The organism is Streptomyces sp. NPDC048590 (genome assembly GCF_043199535.1).
In the GTDB taxonomy this organism is placed as follows: domain Bacteria; phylum Actinomycetota; class Actinomycetes; order Streptomycetales; family Streptomycetaceae; genus Streptomyces.
In genome coordinates, this window is sequence record NZ_JBICWC010000005.1 from 283,619 (window position 1) to 298,697 (window position 15,079).

Genomic DNA, 15,079 nt, shown 5'->3' on the forward strand with positions numbered 1-15,079 from the left:
GCGGGGATCCCGGTTCAGTCGTCAAGCCAACCGGGGCTGACCATGCGGTACTCGTAGGCCATGACCACGACCTGCGACCTGTCACGAGCGCCGAGCTTGGCCATGATGCGGCTGACGTGGGTCTTCGCGGTCAGCGGCGAGACGACCAGTTGCGCGGCGATCTCGTCGTTGGTGCGTCCGGCGGCGATCAGCCGCATGACCTCACGCTCGCGGCCGGTCAGTGCGTCGAGGCGCCGGTCGGGCTCAGGAGGGTTGTCGGGCCGGCCGGCGAACTCGGCGATGAGCCGGCGTGTGACGGAGGGGCTGATGAGCGCGTCGCCCCGCACCGCGACGCGCACCGCGTGCAGGAGCTCCGCCGGCTCGGTGTCCTTGACGAGGAAGCCCGTGGCGCCTGCTCGCAAGGCTCCGTACACGTACTCGTCGAGGTCGAAGGTCGTCAGCATGACCACCTTCACCGCTGCCAGTTCCTGGTCGGTGGTGATGCGGCGAGCGGCTTCGAGACCGTCCATGACCGGCATGCGGATGTCCATCAGCACCACGTCGGGACGTAGCTCACGGCAGGCGGAGAGGGCGGACCGCCCGTCGGCGGCCTCCGCGACCACGTGCAGGTCGTCCTCGTCGTCGAGGATGCCCCGGATGCCGGCGCGTACGAGGCGCTGGTCGTCCGCCAGCAGGATCCTGATCATCGGTCACTCCGCCGATCGGCTCGTGTGGTCGGAGAGCGGCAGCCGGCCCCGGACGGCGAAACCGCCCGCGGTGCCGGGCCCGGCGCTCAGGGTTCCGCCCAGTGCGCGCGCCCGCTCCGTCATGCCCGCGATCCCGCTGCCTTCCCCTTGCGCGGACGGGGCCGAGCCTCGCCCGTCGTCCTGGACGCCGATGGTCAGTTCCCGGTCGCCGTGGTGGATCCGGACGACGACGTGACGGGCTCCGCTGTGCTTGACGGCGTTGGTCAGCGATTCCTGGACGATGCGGTAGGCGGCGAGGTCGACCGATGCCGGGAGCAGTGCGTGGGAGCCGCTCCGCTCGACCTTCACGTCCAGACCCGTCCTGGCCGCCGAGGTGACCAGCTCGCCGATCCTGGCCAGGCCCGGTGACGGGCCGGTGGGAGCCACTTCGTCCACCTGGCGCAGCACGCCGAGGGTGGCGCGCAGTTCCCGCAGGCCCTCCTTGCTGCCCTGCTTGATGGCGGTCAGCGCTTCCTGAGCCTGTGCGGGGTCCTTGTGCAGCCGGTGCAGGGCGGACGAGGCCTGCACATGGATCATCGACATGTTGTGGCCTATCACGTCGTGCAGTTCGCGGGCGATGCGCAACCGCTCCTGAGTGGCGCGCAGCCTCGCCTCCTCCTCCGCGTAGGCGACCCGGCCGTGGCGCATGGAGCCCAGGGCCAGTACGGCGACCAGCCAGCCGGTCAGCATGAACACCGCCGTGCCGTTGACATCTCCGGTGCCGGCCAGAACCCCTGCCCCCACGCCGATGACCATCACCGCGGCCATGGCGACCGATGCCTGCGTCCGCCCCTGGGCCGCCAGCGTGTACAGCGCGGCGATCGGAATCACGACGAGCGGGCCGTCGACCGTGCTCAGCAGGTAGTAGAAGCCCGTGCCGATCACCGTGAACCAGCCGACCGCCACGGGGTGGCGGCCGCGCGCGGGCAGTGCCGCACACACGGCCACCGCCAGGACCCAGGAGCTGATCGCCGACGCGGTCGCGTCCCGGTCCGAACCCAGTCGCTGCCCCTCGGCCACCCCGGCGAGTACCAGCACGAGCCCGGCGAGCGCGATGTCGGCACGAGGCCCCGTGAGCAGGCGGAGGCGCGTGACATCGAGGTGGGGCATTGCTTCATTCTGCCTGCGGTACGACGGCAACCAGGGGCATTTGTATGCATTCGCGTCGGGATTGGCTACTGAAGACGTACGCGACGGGCGCGTCGTACATCCGCTGGTGTACGCGCGGGGCCACCGCCTCCTGCCGCTGGTGCAGACCCAGTGTCAGCCGTGGGCCGACGCCCGTACCCCGGGCTCACCAGCACGATCGAGGGCATGTCGTCGTCACTCACCCGCACCCGGATCAGCGCCGCCCTCGTCGGCGCACTCGTGGGTGCCGCCTCCGGAATCCTGCTGGTCACGGCGGCCGGAGCCTTCTCGATCACCGCCGGGGGTGTGCTCACCGGGCTGACGCTCGGCGTACCCGCTCTCGCCGGCGCGGTCTCGGGCGTGTCGATGACCTCAGGCACCACTCGCTCGAACTCGAGGTAGGCACCATGTCTTCCCCCCGCGGCTCCGCCGCGTCTCTCGCCCCGCCCACCCCGCAGGACGCCGGGTCCGCAGCCGTCGGCCGGTTCGGCGCTCTGGCGGGCTGGGCGCAGCGCCATCGCTGGGCCGCTCTGCTGCTCTGGGTGGCCGTGGTGGCAGCGATCACGCTGGGCTCCACCGCAGCCGGTTCCGCGTACAGGAACGACTTCTCGCTTCCGGGCACCGAGTCCCAGGCAGCCACCGACCTGTTCAAGAAGCACGGCAGCGATCAGGCCGGCGACAGCGTCGAGATCGTCTTCAAGGACCGCGCGGGAGTCAGGAGCGCCGAGGGCGTCGTCGAGCCGATGCTGGCCGAGGTGAAGGGCATGGCAGGGGTCGCCGACGTGCGCAGCCCGTTCGCCGACGCCTCGGCGGTGTCCGAGGACGGCACCATCGCCTACGCGTCCGTCACCCTGGACGGAAAGACGGAGGACGTCCCCAAGGAGGACGTCGCGAAGATCATCGACACCGCGCAGAGCGTCGCCACCGAACACCTCCAGGTCGAGGTGGGCGGCGAGGCCGCGCGCAACGCGGAGGACAAGGAGGGCCCGACCGCGGAACTCGCCGGGATCGTGGCCGCCCTGGTCATCCTGGTACTGCTGTTCGGCTCGCTGCTGGCGGCCTCGCTGCCGCTGATCACCGCGCTCTTCGCCGTCGGCGGGGCCATCGGCCTGATCGCCCTGGCCTCCCACGTCTTCACCGTCGCCGACTTCACACCGCCCATCCTGATGCTCGTCGGGCTCGGCGTCGGCGTGGACTACGCGCTGCTGATCTTCTACCGCTACCGGCACGAACTCATGTCCGGCGCCCGGCCCGAGGAGGCCGGGCGCAAGGCGCTCGACTCCGCCGGGCGCACGGTCTTCTTCGCCGGTTGCACCGTCATCGTCGCACTGCTGGGCCTGGTCGCACTCGGCCTCGGCTCCCTGCAGGGCATCGCCCTCGCGGTCGCCATCACCGTCCTGATCACCATGGCCGCCTCCCTGGTGCTGCTGCCCGCCCTGCTCGCGCTGTTCGGTGACCGCATCCGGCGCCATGTCCTGAAGCAGCAGGCCAGGAGCATCGAGAAGGGCACGACCGAGGGCAACGGCTGGCGAGCCATGGCACGCGCCGTCCAGCGACGCCCGATCCCGACCCTGCTGGTCGGCGTGGTCGCGCTCCTCGCCCTCTCCGCGCCAGCCGTCGGCATGCGCCTCGGCTTCGCCGACTCCGGAAACGACCCCGCCGAGACCACCTCCCGTCATGCCTACGACCTGCTCGCCGAGGGCTTCGGCCCCGGCTTCAACGGACCCCTCATCGTCCTGGTCAAGGGGGATGAGAAAGCCGGAACGGCGGTCCGGGAAAAGCTCGCCACCACCACCGGCGTGGCCGCGGCCAGCCCCGCGATGCCTTCCGGGGACGGCGCCCTGTCGACCGTCTTCGTCTACCCGGAGACCTCACCTCAGGCCGAGGGGACCGTGGACCTCGTGCACCACCTGCGCGACGACGTGGCCCCACCCCTCGAACGCAGCACCGGAGCCGACGTACTGGTCGGCGGTGCGACAGCCGCCTCCCAGGACGTCTCGGAGACACTCGCCGACCGGCTGCCCCTGTTCGTGGCCGTCGTCGTGGGCCTCTCCTCGCTGCTGCTCCTGCTGGTTTTCCGGTCGGTCTGGATCCCCGTCAAGGCGGCCGTCCTGAACCTGCTGTCGATCTCCGCCGCACTCGGTGTGATCACCCTGGTGTTCCAGCACGGCTGGTTCGGAGCACAGCCGGGTCCCGTCGAAGCCTTCATCCCTGCGCTGATCTTCGCGATCGTCTTCGGGCTCTCGATGGACTACGAGGTCTTCCTCATCTCCCGTATCCACGAGGAATGGACGCGCACCAAGGACTCCTCGCGATCCGTACGTGAGGGTCTCGCCTCCACCGGGAAGGTCATCACCGCGGCGGCGGCCATCATGATGTTCGTCTTCGGGGCGTTCGTCCTCAGTGCCGACCGGATGCTCCAGCAGTTCGGACTCGGCCTGGCCGTGGCCATCCTGCTCGACGCCGTGGTCATCCGGTGCCTCATCGTCCCCGCCGTCATGCAGATGCTCGGCCCACGTGCCTGGTGGCTGCCCGCCCCACTGGCCCGAAAGCTGCCCAAGGTGTCCGTCGAACGCCCCGAGCGGGACTGACCTCGGCCCCGACCTGCCCCGGAAGCCCGTCGAACCCGCGACCGGCGGCGCCGGCCGGGTGAGCAGGGCACCGGCCTCGCCGAGGTACCCCAGGTCGTCGTACGGGGCGTGACGTGCAGCGACACGGGACAGACAGCGACAGGGGTCGGTGACCGGATGCCCGGTCGCCGACCCGGCCTAAGTCGCCTTGACGCTGTGGCCGCCGAAGCCGCTGCGTCGGTCGGAACCGTTGTTCTGGTCGTGCCACCATTCGTCGAACTCCGGCTGCCCCATGGCGGACCAGTCGGGGGTGTTCTCGACCTGTGCCGCGCCCATCCTGCGGGCCAGGGCGACCATGGCCGCGCCGATCGCGCGGCGGCCGGCGTCGTAGCTCCCCAGGACCTCCTCCCAGTCGTCCCCGGCGGCCCAAGCCTGTTCCAGCGCGTGGGCGTCCTGGAGCGCCTTCACGCTGCCGCCGCCGATGTGCGGCCTCGCGACGCTGGCGGCGTCACCGACGAGGACCATCCGGCCCTGGGTGTAGCGCGGGACCTCCAGGTCGTAGATGGGCTGGATGAAAGTGGTCGCGGCCGGGGTGCGGAGCACTCTGGCGGCCCAGTAGGGCGGGAAGTTGTCGGCGACCAGGCCGCGGAGGTATGCCGTGAGCTCCGCATCGAGCCGGCCCGGAGGCAGCGACGTCGGGGTCCGCAGGCCGGCCTCCAGACTCTCGGCCCACGGGGGGGTCGTGTAGAGCACCCAGTTGAGGAGATGCCCTCCGGCACCGTCCGGGATCCGGTAGATCATGCAGTGGCCGCCGGGGAAGACGATGTTGTGCGCTTCGTGCCCGTCCGAGGGGAGGTCCGCGGCGTCCGGCGACGTTCCGCGCCAGCCGATGTAACCGGCGTACGTCGCCTCCGCGCCGGGGAACATGGCCTCCCGGACGACGGATCGGTACCCGTCCGCGCCGATCACGACGTCGAAACGCTCCTTCTCCCCGCCGTCGAGCCGCACTGTCACGCCGTCGGCGTCCGGCTCCACATCGGTGACCACCGCGCCGGACCGGTAGAAGACGTCTTCGGGCACTCGGCGGCGCAGCTCGCTCCACAAGGAGCCCCAGCTGTAGGCGCGGAAGGGGAACGGCTGCTCCCCGATGACGCGCCCGTGCTCCGTGTCGCCGTCGCGCGCGCTCCACACCCGCCGGCTCAGGGGCGCCCAGGGCATCTCCGGGGTCACGTACCCGCCGTCCCTCAGCTCGTCGAACCTGTCGCTGTGCAGCGCTATGCCCACCCCCCTGTCGCGGAGCCTGGCGTCGGCGCGCTCCAGGACGGTGATCCGCTCGGCTCCGCCGCGCGACGCCGCCAGGGCGGCGGCGCACCCCGCGATACTCCCGCCGACCACGGCGATGCTGCCTCCGCGCATGACTGGCGCTCCTTCCGCTCCGTTGCCCGGTCGTTGTCGCTGTTCCGGCCTCGGTCCTGACGGTGCAGCCGACTTCAACTCCACTGACATGGAGGCGCGTTGATTCGAAGGGGCACCCTATCGGGAGAGGATGTGGATGATCACCTGTCATCGGCTTACGCATCCGACGCCGCGCCACGCCGCGGGGGCGGGGCAGGCGGTGTCGTCACGGTGGTGAGGACGGCCGGAACCGTAGGCCGGCCCGGGAGGGAGGGAGCCGGCGCCCGGTACCCGGAGTCGCGCCGATGGAGGTCGGCAGTTGGTGCGGGGCCTCAGCAGAACCAGCCGTTCTGCACCCACCCTCTGCGGTTGATGTCTCCGTAGGCGAAACCGTAGACCCAGTCACCGCCGCCCTGCTCCACGAGGAAGGTCTGGCCGCGGTACAGGGTGCCCATCCACGCTCCGTGGGGAGCGGTGACCCGCACGAACAGGTCCTGGGCACAGACGGTTTCGCGCTGTCCCACCGTGCCGTCGGCCGCGCCTGCGGGGCTTGCCGTCATCAGGACCGCGGCGGTCGCCAGAGCCAGGGTCGTGAGCTTGCTCATCGGGGTCATGTGTCGTCCGTTCCGTCGCTGCCGCAGGAGTGTCACCAGGATCCGTAGCCGCCGAGGCATTCCTGCCTGACGAAGCCCCAGTCGTTCGGGCCGAAGTCGAACGTGGCGGCCCAGCCGTTGTAGACCGGGTGGGCGCCCCGGGTGTGCCCGACCTTGTCGCCGCGCGACAGGGTGCGCTTGAGCCCGGCCGGACCGGACGAGCTGTCGTAGTTCGCGTAGAAACTCGCGCTGTCGCAGACGACGACCGCGTGTTCGGGGACGGTCGGCTCCGCCTGCGAGGTCCCCACGGGGATCAGGACGAAGGCTGCGGTCACGGTCAGTGGGAGGACTGCTCGCCATGTAGTGGGCATGACAGCAAGAATGGCGGAACGGCCGCCTTCGGTCGAGAGGGGTACTTCCTGCCCGCCGTTCACGATCCGCACCAGCCGCCCGTATCGGATCGTGCACTGCCTCGAGCTGCCGTGGCGTCCAAGGGCCGGGACTCCAGGGCCCGGGCACCCTCCTCTGGTGGTCTCAGAGCCGCTCGAAGGGCTCCGCGTAGGTGAAGACGCCCCGCAGCGCGGCGTCGTAGGCGTTCAGGGTGCGGACCTGGAAGTACTCGCCCCATGCCGGGTCCGGAGCGATGATGCCGTGGTCCGTGCTGGTGCGGAATCCGAACCGGCCGTAATAGGCGGGGCTGCCGAGGAGGGCGACGAGGGGCTCTTCCAGCGCATCCGCCGCGCCGAGCACGGTGTGAACGAGGGCGATGCCCACTCCGCGGCCCTGGTGGCCGGGGTGCACGCTGAGCGGACCGAGACCCAGGGCGGGAGTGGTACCGACGTGACCGCGGGTGCAGACCACGTGGCCGACCACCTCGTCACTGTCACCGAGCGCCACGAGCGACAGGGCCGACAGCCAGCCGCCGCTGACGCGCAGTTCGTCGAGGAGGGTCACCTCCACCGGGACCGGGGTTTCCGGCCCGGCGAAGGCCGCCGCGGTGACGGTCCTCACGGCGGGGACGTCCTCAGGTGTTTCACGTCGGATCAGCACCAGCACAGTCTGCGCCGCCTTCACACGGCGCCGCAAAACGAATTCGCGATGCGCCTGCCGGACGTCCCGGGGAGTCGGTGGTCGTCCCGCCGAGCGGTCGGCTCCGCACTCGCGGCCGAGAGCACGAGCGTGGGATTCCCGACGCCGGCTCCGCGCACAGTCCACCCGTCACGGTCCTCCCCGCCGGACGCCGCTGAACATGACCGACCGAGTCCCCCCGTTCACAACGCGGACTCGCCACCTGGTGGTGAGGTTTCGGCGGGTCAGGTGTGCGTGATCAGGTAAGCCGGGCCCTCGCCGCGCCGGGCGCGTTCGATGGCGTCGAGGCGGGCGAAGGCGCCCGGTGCCATCAAACCCTGCCAGGTCGCGAGGTCGTGGACGGCCCACATGTCGTGTTCGGCGGGGTCGAGGCGGATCCGGCAGAGCTGGTCGGCGGTGAGCTGTCCGCCGTCGAACACGAGCCCCACCTTGTTCAGAGGCTGGTGGGGCCCGGCGTGCAGGAAGTGCGTGAGCAGGAGGGGTGGCGTGTCGGGGGCGAGTTCGAGACCGGTCTCCTCGACCGCTTCCCGCCGGGCGGTTTGGAGGGGGTCCTCTCCCAGGGCGTCCAGGTTGCCGCCGGGGAACTGCCAGAGTCTGGAGCCGTAGACGGAACGGAGCTGGACCGGCCGGTCCAGTTCGTCGCGGACGTAGAGGCAGCCGTACACCGTGTGGTGGGGGACGGTCTGCGCGTACGCCTCAGCTGTCATCGTCATGGGGCGTCCGGGCCGGGCCGGGCGGTGGTCGAAGGCGAGGGCGAGTACGCCGAGGATCTTCTTGTCCGGCGGGTAGATGCCGCGGAAGTTGGCGAGCAGTGCGCCGGGCGCCCCGTCGGGGTCGATGCGGGCGGATTCCTCCGCGCTGAGCAGGTGCTCGAAGGAGGCGTACGGGGTGATCCGCCGGACGATGACGTCGAGTTCCCGCCCCGTGTCCCGGTCGTGGAAGACGACCGTGTCACCGACATCGATGTTGCGCTTGTCCGGGGCGGCCACTCTCACCTCGATCGTCTTCCGGCCGGCCTCCACCTGACGGTAGTACCGCCCGAGCAGGTGCATGTGGTGCTCGCGCCTTGCGTCTCCTGCTGCCGGGTTCGGGACGGCTGGGATCATCTGCTGTGTCTCGTCGGTCATGTGTGCCTCCGTTCGGTGCTTCTTCCGGAGCGCCGGGCAGGAGATCCAGCTCGCGGGTGCCAGGAGGCGAGGTGGCTGTCAGTCATGCGGGCCACCCCGTCTCGCTGTACAGCTCGCCGTTCTGGATCTTCTCGATGGCGAGTCGGGTGTAAGGGACGAGGTCGTCCGGAAGGGCGGCCGGGTCCCAGAATCTCCATTGCGTGCACTTGTCAGGCTCGCGCAGTTCCGGCTCCCCGCGCCAGGTACGGGTGCGGAAGAACAGGCCCATGCGGGGCGGGTTCCTGGGCCGGCCGATGTGGTGGACGATGTGGACGAGTTCGACGTCCTGGCTCTCGATGTGCAGGCCGGCTTCCTCCTGGGCTTCCCTGATCAGGCAGGCGATGGCTGATTCCTGCTCGCAGTGGCCGGCGAGGGCGTGCCAGGTGGACGGTGCGAAAGCGGAGTTGGGGTGGCGCAGCCCGAGCAGTACCATCCCGTCGGGCCGCTCCAGGTAGAGGTGGACGCCGATGATGTTGGGCACCGTGCCGCGCGGCGCAGCCAGGCGGACCTCCTTGGGTTCGGGCCCTCTCCGCGCTGTCGGGCTGCTGGCGGCATGGCGGAGTACGAGGTCGCTGGTGGTGTCCGCGATGCGCAGGCGATGAAGGTTCGAGGGGGTGAACCAGGCGAGCATCACCCCTTCTGCGAGGTGGAGGTCACGGGGGTCGCCGTTCCAGCGGCCGGCGTAGATGGTGACGGGCACGGTCGCGCCGGCGTCGTCGGTGGCGTACTCGGTGGCGAACCGGGTGAGGTCGGCGAGGTCGAGGCCGGCTTCCTCGGCCAGTTCACGCCGCACGGTGTGTTCCAGGGTGGCGTCCTGGGGCTCTCGGCCGCCGCCCAGCAGGGACCACATGCCCGGCTCCCAGATCTGGCCGGGGAAGAAGTCGCGCAGGTGGAGCAGGTACTCGCCGCGGTCGTTGTAGATCAGGGCCGAGGCATTGGCCGCCTCCGGTTCGATCTGGAGCGGGAGCTTGAGCAGCTTCTCACGCAGGATCGGTGAGGTTACCCGATCCACCGGGCGCCACTCGATGCCGCTGATCTGCACCTCGGTCGCGGTGTGCAGACGGAAGAGGAAGCGGAGGTGGAAGTGCTGGTGGCCGTGTTCGCCCTTGCCCGGGTGGGCGTCGATGTCGTGGATGCCGATGTCGAGCGGCACGGTCTCGTAGCCGGGCCACGGCGTGACGGCCCGGGGCGAGATCCGGGTCTCCTCGCGCATCTTCCGCAGCGCGGCCGCTACCAGGGACTCGTCGGTCGGCTCGATGCGGCTGCCGGGGGCGAGAGTCTGCCCGCCGTCCAGGTGCGGCACGTGCAGAACGCGGCCGAGCTGGTCGACGACGATCGCGCCGCAGGTGACGTGCTCGGTGAAGGTCGAGCGGCCGGCGATGTCCTCGCCGGTCCGGTCGAGGGCGTCCAGGAAGACGCTTAGCTGCTCGCGCTCGTGAGGGTGGCGAGCGAGGTAGGTATCGACGGTGGTGCGGATGTGCTGGCGCGACAACGGCATGGGGTTACCTCAGGGGCGTGGAGTGGGAGGAGGCGCTGTGGGTTCGGTTCAGCTCAGTCGCATCCCCTCTGCTGAGATCTTCTCGATGGCGACGGAGGTGTGGTGGGCAGGCCCCACCGCTCGCGTGCGGTGTCAGCGGCGCATTGGGCTTGCCGGGTTCCGGGCGGGCCTCAGCCCTCAGGGCGGCTGCCTGGGCAGGGCGACGAGCAGCTGGGCGAAGGGTGGACGGTGGACGGGCGGCTGCGCAGCACGGGTGGCAGGCGGTGATCAGGCGGTGCCGCCGCTCATCCGGCGTCGTTCCTTGAATCGAGGGCGGTGCGACGGGGCGGTGTCGGAGGGCACGATCGGCCAGTCCACGGTGATGTGGGTGTGCTTCTTGGCGAACACGTGCGGCTCGTGGTCCGGGCCCGCCGGATCACGGCCGGCTGCCGGGCGGGCGGTGATCAGTGGGCAGTGGCCGCCGCGGTGGTTGTCCTGCCAGGTCTCGACCTGTTCGGCCATTTCCCGCGCGGCGAGGTGACCTTGGTCGCCGTAACCGTGGACGACGAACTCGTGCCTGCCCTTGCCGTCGTCTCCGTCACCGACGCGCTCATGGGCCAGCCGGGCGAGGGAGGCTCCGCGGACGATCGCGGCGGCCGGCCAGTGCGGGGGCGGAGGGCTGGGGACCCGGTGTTCGCCTTCGGGGTCCGCTTCCAGGCGGCAGAAGCCGGGCAGGGCGCCGGCGAGGTAGAGCGTGAGGAGGTCGAAGGGCTCCTGCCCGCCGACGGTGATGCCGGTGCGGGTGACGGTCGGCTCGCGGGTGAGGGCGGGGGCGAGTTGGTCCACCGGCAGCGGGGTGCCGTCCTCCCAGGAGAGGTGAACTCCGGTGCCGGGGACGGTGAGGCGGTTGGGGTTCCAGGCGCCGTCGCCCTGCATGGCGACGAAGCCGCAGACGATGAACGGCTCGTCGCTGTGCAGCGCCCCGTTCTCCTTGGTGAAGCCGATGGCCCAGTGGTAGCCGTGCAGGCGCAGTGGTGCGACGAGACGGCCGCCGTCGGCCAGGGAGTCGATCCAGGGCAGGTCCCAGGTGTCGACGGTGACCACGACGGCGTCGAATCCGCCCTCCGGGACCACCGTGGAGGGCATGTGCTCGGCATCCGCGGTGACCACGCGGACGCCGTCGTATCCGGTCTCGGGCAGGAAGCGGGCGGCCCTCTCGGTGACGGCCGGGTCGATGTCGAGGGTGGTGACGTGGCCGGTCGGACCGGTGAGCTCGGCGATCAGGGCGGCGTTGTAGCCGCCGGAGCCGATCTCCAGGACGCGGTGGCCGGGCTGAATGCGGGCGGCTTCGAGCATCTCGGCCTGCAGCCAGGGCGCGGAGATGGAGCTGGTGATGGTGCCGTCGTCGCGGCGGCGGGTGGCGACGATGTCGTCGGTGTACGCCGCCTCCAGTGTGCTGTCGGGGGCGAAGGCATGCCGGGGCACGGCGCGGAAGGCGCGCTCCACCGCGGCGGAGCGGATGTGATGGTTGGCGCGGAGCTGTTCGACGAGCTGAGCGCGAAGCTCGCTAGCGTCGCCGGCTTCGGTGGTCGATGGACAAGTCGTCACGGCAATCCTTCCGGTGATTGTTGTGTGGCTGGAGCACGGGGAGAGGGAGGTGCGGGAGTGGGGGCGGTGTGTCTGAGCCCGGCACACCGGTGACCCGGCGGGGTGGAGTGATCAGGAGAGGGCGCCGCTCAATCGACGCTGTAGCTCCCGGCGTTGATCGTGCCCGTGACGGCCAGGAGGCCGAGGGCTACGAGGAAGCTGGTCGCGGTCTGGCACACCAGCAGCCCGACGGTCGCGCCGTGGTCGACGCGCCAGGCCATCCGCGCGAGCGCCGCACCAACGAGGGAAGGCGCCGCGCCATGGTGCGGGAGGTCAGCAGGGAGCCGGCGAGGAGTCGCGGTACAGGCAATTCTCCTCTCGAACACCGGATTCCTGCACTCGTCGTCCGGCGCGATCTCCATATCCGAATGCGGCGGCAGGTCCGGTGGGATGGCCGAGGTCATCGTTCCCCCTAGGACGGTCACTGCGGCTGAGTCGTGAGGTCCAACGACGCGATCGCGATGTCGAACACACGTCATTCGGTCGTGCTGTGAAGCCCCCTGTTTCCTACATCGACCGGACTTGCGGGTGCGAGATCCCTGGTCCGACTTGGAGCGGCTGCGGGCAGCGAATGGCCGAAACGCCGACACCGCCACATCACGGATGCAGGCGTACGGGTCAGCCGGGTGTTCGCCCCTGCCGGGGTGCCGGCTCGGCGTGGAGCAGCCTTTCCAGCTGAGTCTCCGTCTGGTCGACCGGGCACGTCAGAGCCTCACGCTGGTCGGCGGACAGGGTGCCAAATCCCAGCCCGGCTGCGGCAGTCGCCATGGTCAGCACGTCTTTCGCCTCGTAGCCCGGGGTCGTGGCGGCACCGGGTGGTGCGGAGCCTCTCGGGCGGCGTAGACGTCGAGGCGTGCAGAGACGAGCGGGGGCGAGCGGGCCCGCTCGCGCCGAGGTCGAGGGCCGGTCAGCCCCGCCCCGGGGTCCGGGACGCGGCGTAGGAGGGCTCGGGATCGGAAAGGAGTGAGGGTGACTGCGTGCCGGCCTGGTCGAGGCCGGTGAGGCGGATCCCCGCGGACATCGGACATGTCCGCCTCCTGACCGGGCCCCGCCGCTACGGATGCGACGGGCCGTCAGGACTCCCCGAGTGCCTTGCGGAAGGAGCCGCCGGCGACGTCCCTCTGGCGGGCACGCTGGACGGTCCGCTCAGGCTTCCCCCATGACCAGACCCTCGATGGTGTGCTTCTGGGTGATCGGCGTCAGCTCGTCGACGACGGGGCAGGCCAGGTGGCGGCGGACCCGTTCGGGCAGCGTCTGCCAGAAGCCGCGGGTCACGGCGGTGTCGTGCCGCTCGGAATTGGTGGCCTCCGGGCCGTCGACGCCGAGGACCAGCACCGGACGGGACTTCGCGGACTCGTTTCTCGTGCCGCGGTGGATGGTCAGCGCCGTGCGTGCGGAGATGTCGCCGCGCAGCGGGTACTTGCGTACGGCGCGATCCTCGTAGCGCGGGTAGTGCGAGCGTGGCGGGAACATGCCGTGGTCGAACTCCGGGCTGTCGTCCCACTGGGTGCCGGGGGCGATCTCGAACGGACCCATGTCCTGCTCGGTGTCGACGCAGGTGACGTTGAAGGCGAGAGAGGTCAGCCGCCTCTCGGCGCGGGTCTCCTCGGGCATGGGGAAGTCCCGGTGCCACGGCTGGTTGACCGCGCCCTCGAGCGGGACGTCGAAGCCCAGCTCGACGATGCGGTAGTCCGGGCCGAGCACCGCCGTACAGAGGGAGCGCACCCAGGGGTGGTCGACCAGTTCGACGAAGCCACGCAGTTGCTCGGGGTGGATCTCGACGTAGTACCGGTGCGGGCCGCGTCCGACGGCGCCTCCGGGGCGGGACCGCGCCGCCTCGAAGGCGGTCTCGACATCCTCGCGGAGCCGGTCCACCCATGCGGGGGCGAAGGCGCCCTTCCGGGCCGTGACGCCGTCCGTGTACAGCGCCTCGACGTCGTCGGCCACATCCGGACCGGGATCGGCGGTGGTGTCCTCGGACCGAGCGGGTCGCGTGCTCATGTGTGCCTCCTCGCAGCGGAACTTCCCGACTCATGTTGCAACGTTGATTGCAACGTGGCAATAGGGTGAGTCGATCTTCCTGGCCGCCGTGCACCGGCATGGAAGGATGGCGGCGTGACCAGCAGCCTCAAAGACGTAGCCGCCCTCGCCGGGGTCTCGCCCCGCACCGTGTCGAACGTGGTCAGCGGATCCGCGCGGGTCGCGGCGGAAACCCGGCAGCGGGTCCAGGCGGCGATCGACGAGCTCGGCTACCGGCCCAACCTGGCCGCGCGCAGCCTGCGGGCCGGGCGCACCGGCATCATCGGCCTGGCCGTCCCCGAGCTGCACTCGCCCTACTTCGCGGAACTCGCCGGCCTGCTGGTCGACGAGGCCCGCCACCGGTCCTGGACGGTGATCATCGACCAGACGCTTGGCGACGCGGAGGCCGAACGCCGGCTCCTCACCGGCGACGGCGGGCGCGTCATGGACGGGCTGATCATCAGCCCGTGGGCGCTGGCCCCCGCGCAACTGACGGCCGACGCACCGTCGTTGCCCATCGTCCTCCTGGGCGAACGCAGCCCGCAGGGCCTCGCCGAGCGGGTCGCCGTCGACAACGTCGCCGCCGCCGACGAGGCGACCACTCACCTGCTCGCCCTGGGCCGCCGCCGCATCGCGGCCGTCGGGCTCCAGCCCCACCTGCGCAACGGCACCGCCGACCAGCGCGCCGCGGGCTACCGGCGCGCCCTGTGCCGAGCAGGCATCGCGCCCCGCACGGAATGGGAATGCCCGGTCGACGCCCTGCATCGCGCGGACGGCGCCCGCGTCATGACCGCGCTGCTCGACTCGGGTGCGCCGCCGGACGGGGTCTTCGCCTTCAGTGACGAACTCGCCCTCGGGGCGTTGCACGCGGCGCACGAACGGGGCGTGCGCGTCCCCGACGACCTCGCCGTCGTCGGCTTCGACGACATCGAGGACGGCCGCTACGGCCGCCCCACGCTCACCACCGTGTCCCCCGACAAGGCTCAGATCGCACGCGTCGCCCTGCAGTGCCTCGCCGACCGCATCTACAGCCCCGGCAACGCGGTCCCTCCGGTCGACCACACCATCCCGCACCGACTTCTCGTACGCGGCAGCACAGTCACCGCAGCGCGGTAGGGCTCACCGGCCAGTGCTCTCCCGCATTGCCGCGGGGCCGGAGCTGTAGTCGGCGAGGCGTGCCCAGGTGCGGGTGACGGCGGGGGTGGTGAGGGAGGCGGCGAAGTGGGGGAACGCGTCGCGGTGGACAGTGGTGCGGCGCGCGAGGTCGTCG

General features: G+C 70.9%; 14 protein-coding genes. 3 read left to right on the forward strand and 11 right to left on the reverse strand.

The genetic code is table 11. The features are described 5' to 3' along the window. Positions 1–14 precede the first annotated feature (14 nt). Both ACGFNN_RS17170 and ACGFNN_RS17175 read right to left on the reverse strand, forming a co-directional pair. Positions 15–686 carry a response regulator gene (locus ACGFNN_RS17170; protein WP_393556640.1) on the reverse strand — a complete coding sequence of 224 codons (672 nt, stop codon included), beginning with the start codon at positions 684–686 and terminating at the stop codon, positions 15–17. 3 nt (positions 687–689) lie between these two features. Next, a complete protein-coding gene (locus tag ACGFNN_RS17175; RefSeq protein WP_393556642.1) occupies positions 690–1,835 on the reverse strand; it encodes a sensor histidine kinase in 1,146 nt (381 codons plus the stop codon). Between the two features lie 204 nt (positions 1,836–2,039). Here ACGFNN_RS17175 and ACGFNN_RS17180 point away from each other — a divergent pair, with 204 nt between their 5' ends. Together ACGFNN_RS17180 and ACGFNN_RS17185 are read left to right on the forward strand one after the other, a co-directional pair. Further along, the gene (locus tag ACGFNN_RS17180; protein WP_362664296.1) at positions 2,040–2,255 is read left to right on the forward strand and encodes a hypothetical protein; all 216 of its coding nucleotides are present in this window, start codon (positions 2,040–2,042) and stop codon (positions 2,253–2,255) included. Between the two features lie 5 nt (positions 2,256–2,260). After that, positions 2,261–4,444, forward strand: coding sequence for an MMPL family transporter (locus ACGFNN_RS17185; protein ID WP_393556644.1), 2,184 nt, complete (start codon positions 2,261–2,263; stop codon positions 4,442–4,444). Positions 4,445–4,621: 177 nt separating this feature from the next. Here ACGFNN_RS17185 and ACGFNN_RS17190 read toward each other — a convergent pair whose 3' ends face one another. The 9 genes from ACGFNN_RS17190 to ACGFNN_RS17230 form a co-directional block, all read right to left on the reverse strand. Beyond that, complete coding sequence (locus ACGFNN_RS17190; protein WP_393556646.1) at positions 4,622–5,839, reverse strand: FAD-dependent monooxygenase; 1,218 nt, start codon at positions 5,837–5,839, stop codon at positions 4,622–4,624. A gap of 311 nt (positions 5,840–6,150) precedes the next feature. Then, the gene (locus ACGFNN_RS17195; protein ID WP_393556648.1) at positions 6,151–6,423 is read right to left on the reverse strand and encodes a hypothetical protein; all 273 of its coding nucleotides are present in this window, start codon (positions 6,421–6,423) and stop codon (positions 6,151–6,153) included. 41 nt (positions 6,424–6,464) lie between these two features. Beyond that, positions 6,465–6,746 (reverse strand): hypothetical protein, encoded by a 282-nt coding sequence (locus ACGFNN_RS17200; RefSeq protein WP_393556649.1) that lies wholly within the window; start codon positions 6,744–6,746, stop codon positions 6,465–6,467. Between the two features lie 199 nt (positions 6,747–6,945). Then, positions 6,946–7,461: a GNAT family N-acetyltransferase gene (locus ACGFNN_RS17205; RefSeq protein WP_393556651.1), complete on the reverse strand. Its 516-nt coding sequence runs from the start codon at positions 7,459–7,461 to the stop codon at positions 6,946–6,948. A gap of 263 nt (positions 7,462–7,724) precedes the next feature. Continuing rightward, positions 7,725–8,627 carry an NUDIX domain-containing protein gene (locus ACGFNN_RS17210; RefSeq protein WP_393556653.1) on the reverse strand — a complete coding sequence of 301 codons (903 nt, stop codon included), beginning with the start codon at positions 8,625–8,627 and terminating at the stop codon, positions 7,725–7,727. Positions 8,628–8,709: 82 nt separating this feature from the next. Continuing rightward, complete coding sequence (locus ACGFNN_RS17215; protein ID WP_393556655.1) at positions 8,710–10,164, reverse strand: NUDIX domain-containing protein; 1,455 nt, start codon at positions 10,162–10,164, stop codon at positions 8,710–8,712. 267 nt (positions 10,165–10,431) lie between these two features. Then, positions 10,432–11,751 carry a methyltransferase, FxLD system gene (fxlM, locus tag ACGFNN_RS17220; RefSeq protein ID WP_393556657.1) on the reverse strand — a complete coding sequence of 440 codons (1,320 nt, stop codon included), beginning with the start codon at positions 11,749–11,751 and terminating at the stop codon, positions 10,432–10,434. A gap of 128 nt (positions 11,752–11,879) precedes the next feature. Continuing rightward, positions 11,880–12,194, reverse strand: coding sequence for a hypothetical protein (locus ACGFNN_RS17225; protein WP_393556659.1), 315 nt, complete (start codon positions 12,192–12,194; stop codon positions 11,880–11,882). A gap of 742 nt (positions 12,195–12,936) precedes the next feature. Next, on the reverse strand, positions 12,937–13,791 hold the full coding sequence (locus ACGFNN_RS17230) for a phytanoyl-CoA dioxygenase family protein (protein ID WP_393556660.1): 855 nt from the start codon (positions 13,789–13,791) through the stop codon (positions 12,937–12,939). Between the two features lie 114 nt (positions 13,792–13,905). On the opposite strand from ACGFNN_RS17230, the gene ACGFNN_RS17235 reads away from it, so the two are divergent. Beyond that, positions 13,906–14,925 (forward strand): LacI family DNA-binding transcriptional regulator, encoded by a 1,020-nt coding sequence (locus ACGFNN_RS17235; RefSeq protein WP_393556661.1) that lies wholly within the window; start codon positions 13,906–13,908, stop codon positions 14,923–14,925. Positions 14,926–15,079: the final 154 nt, after the last annotated feature.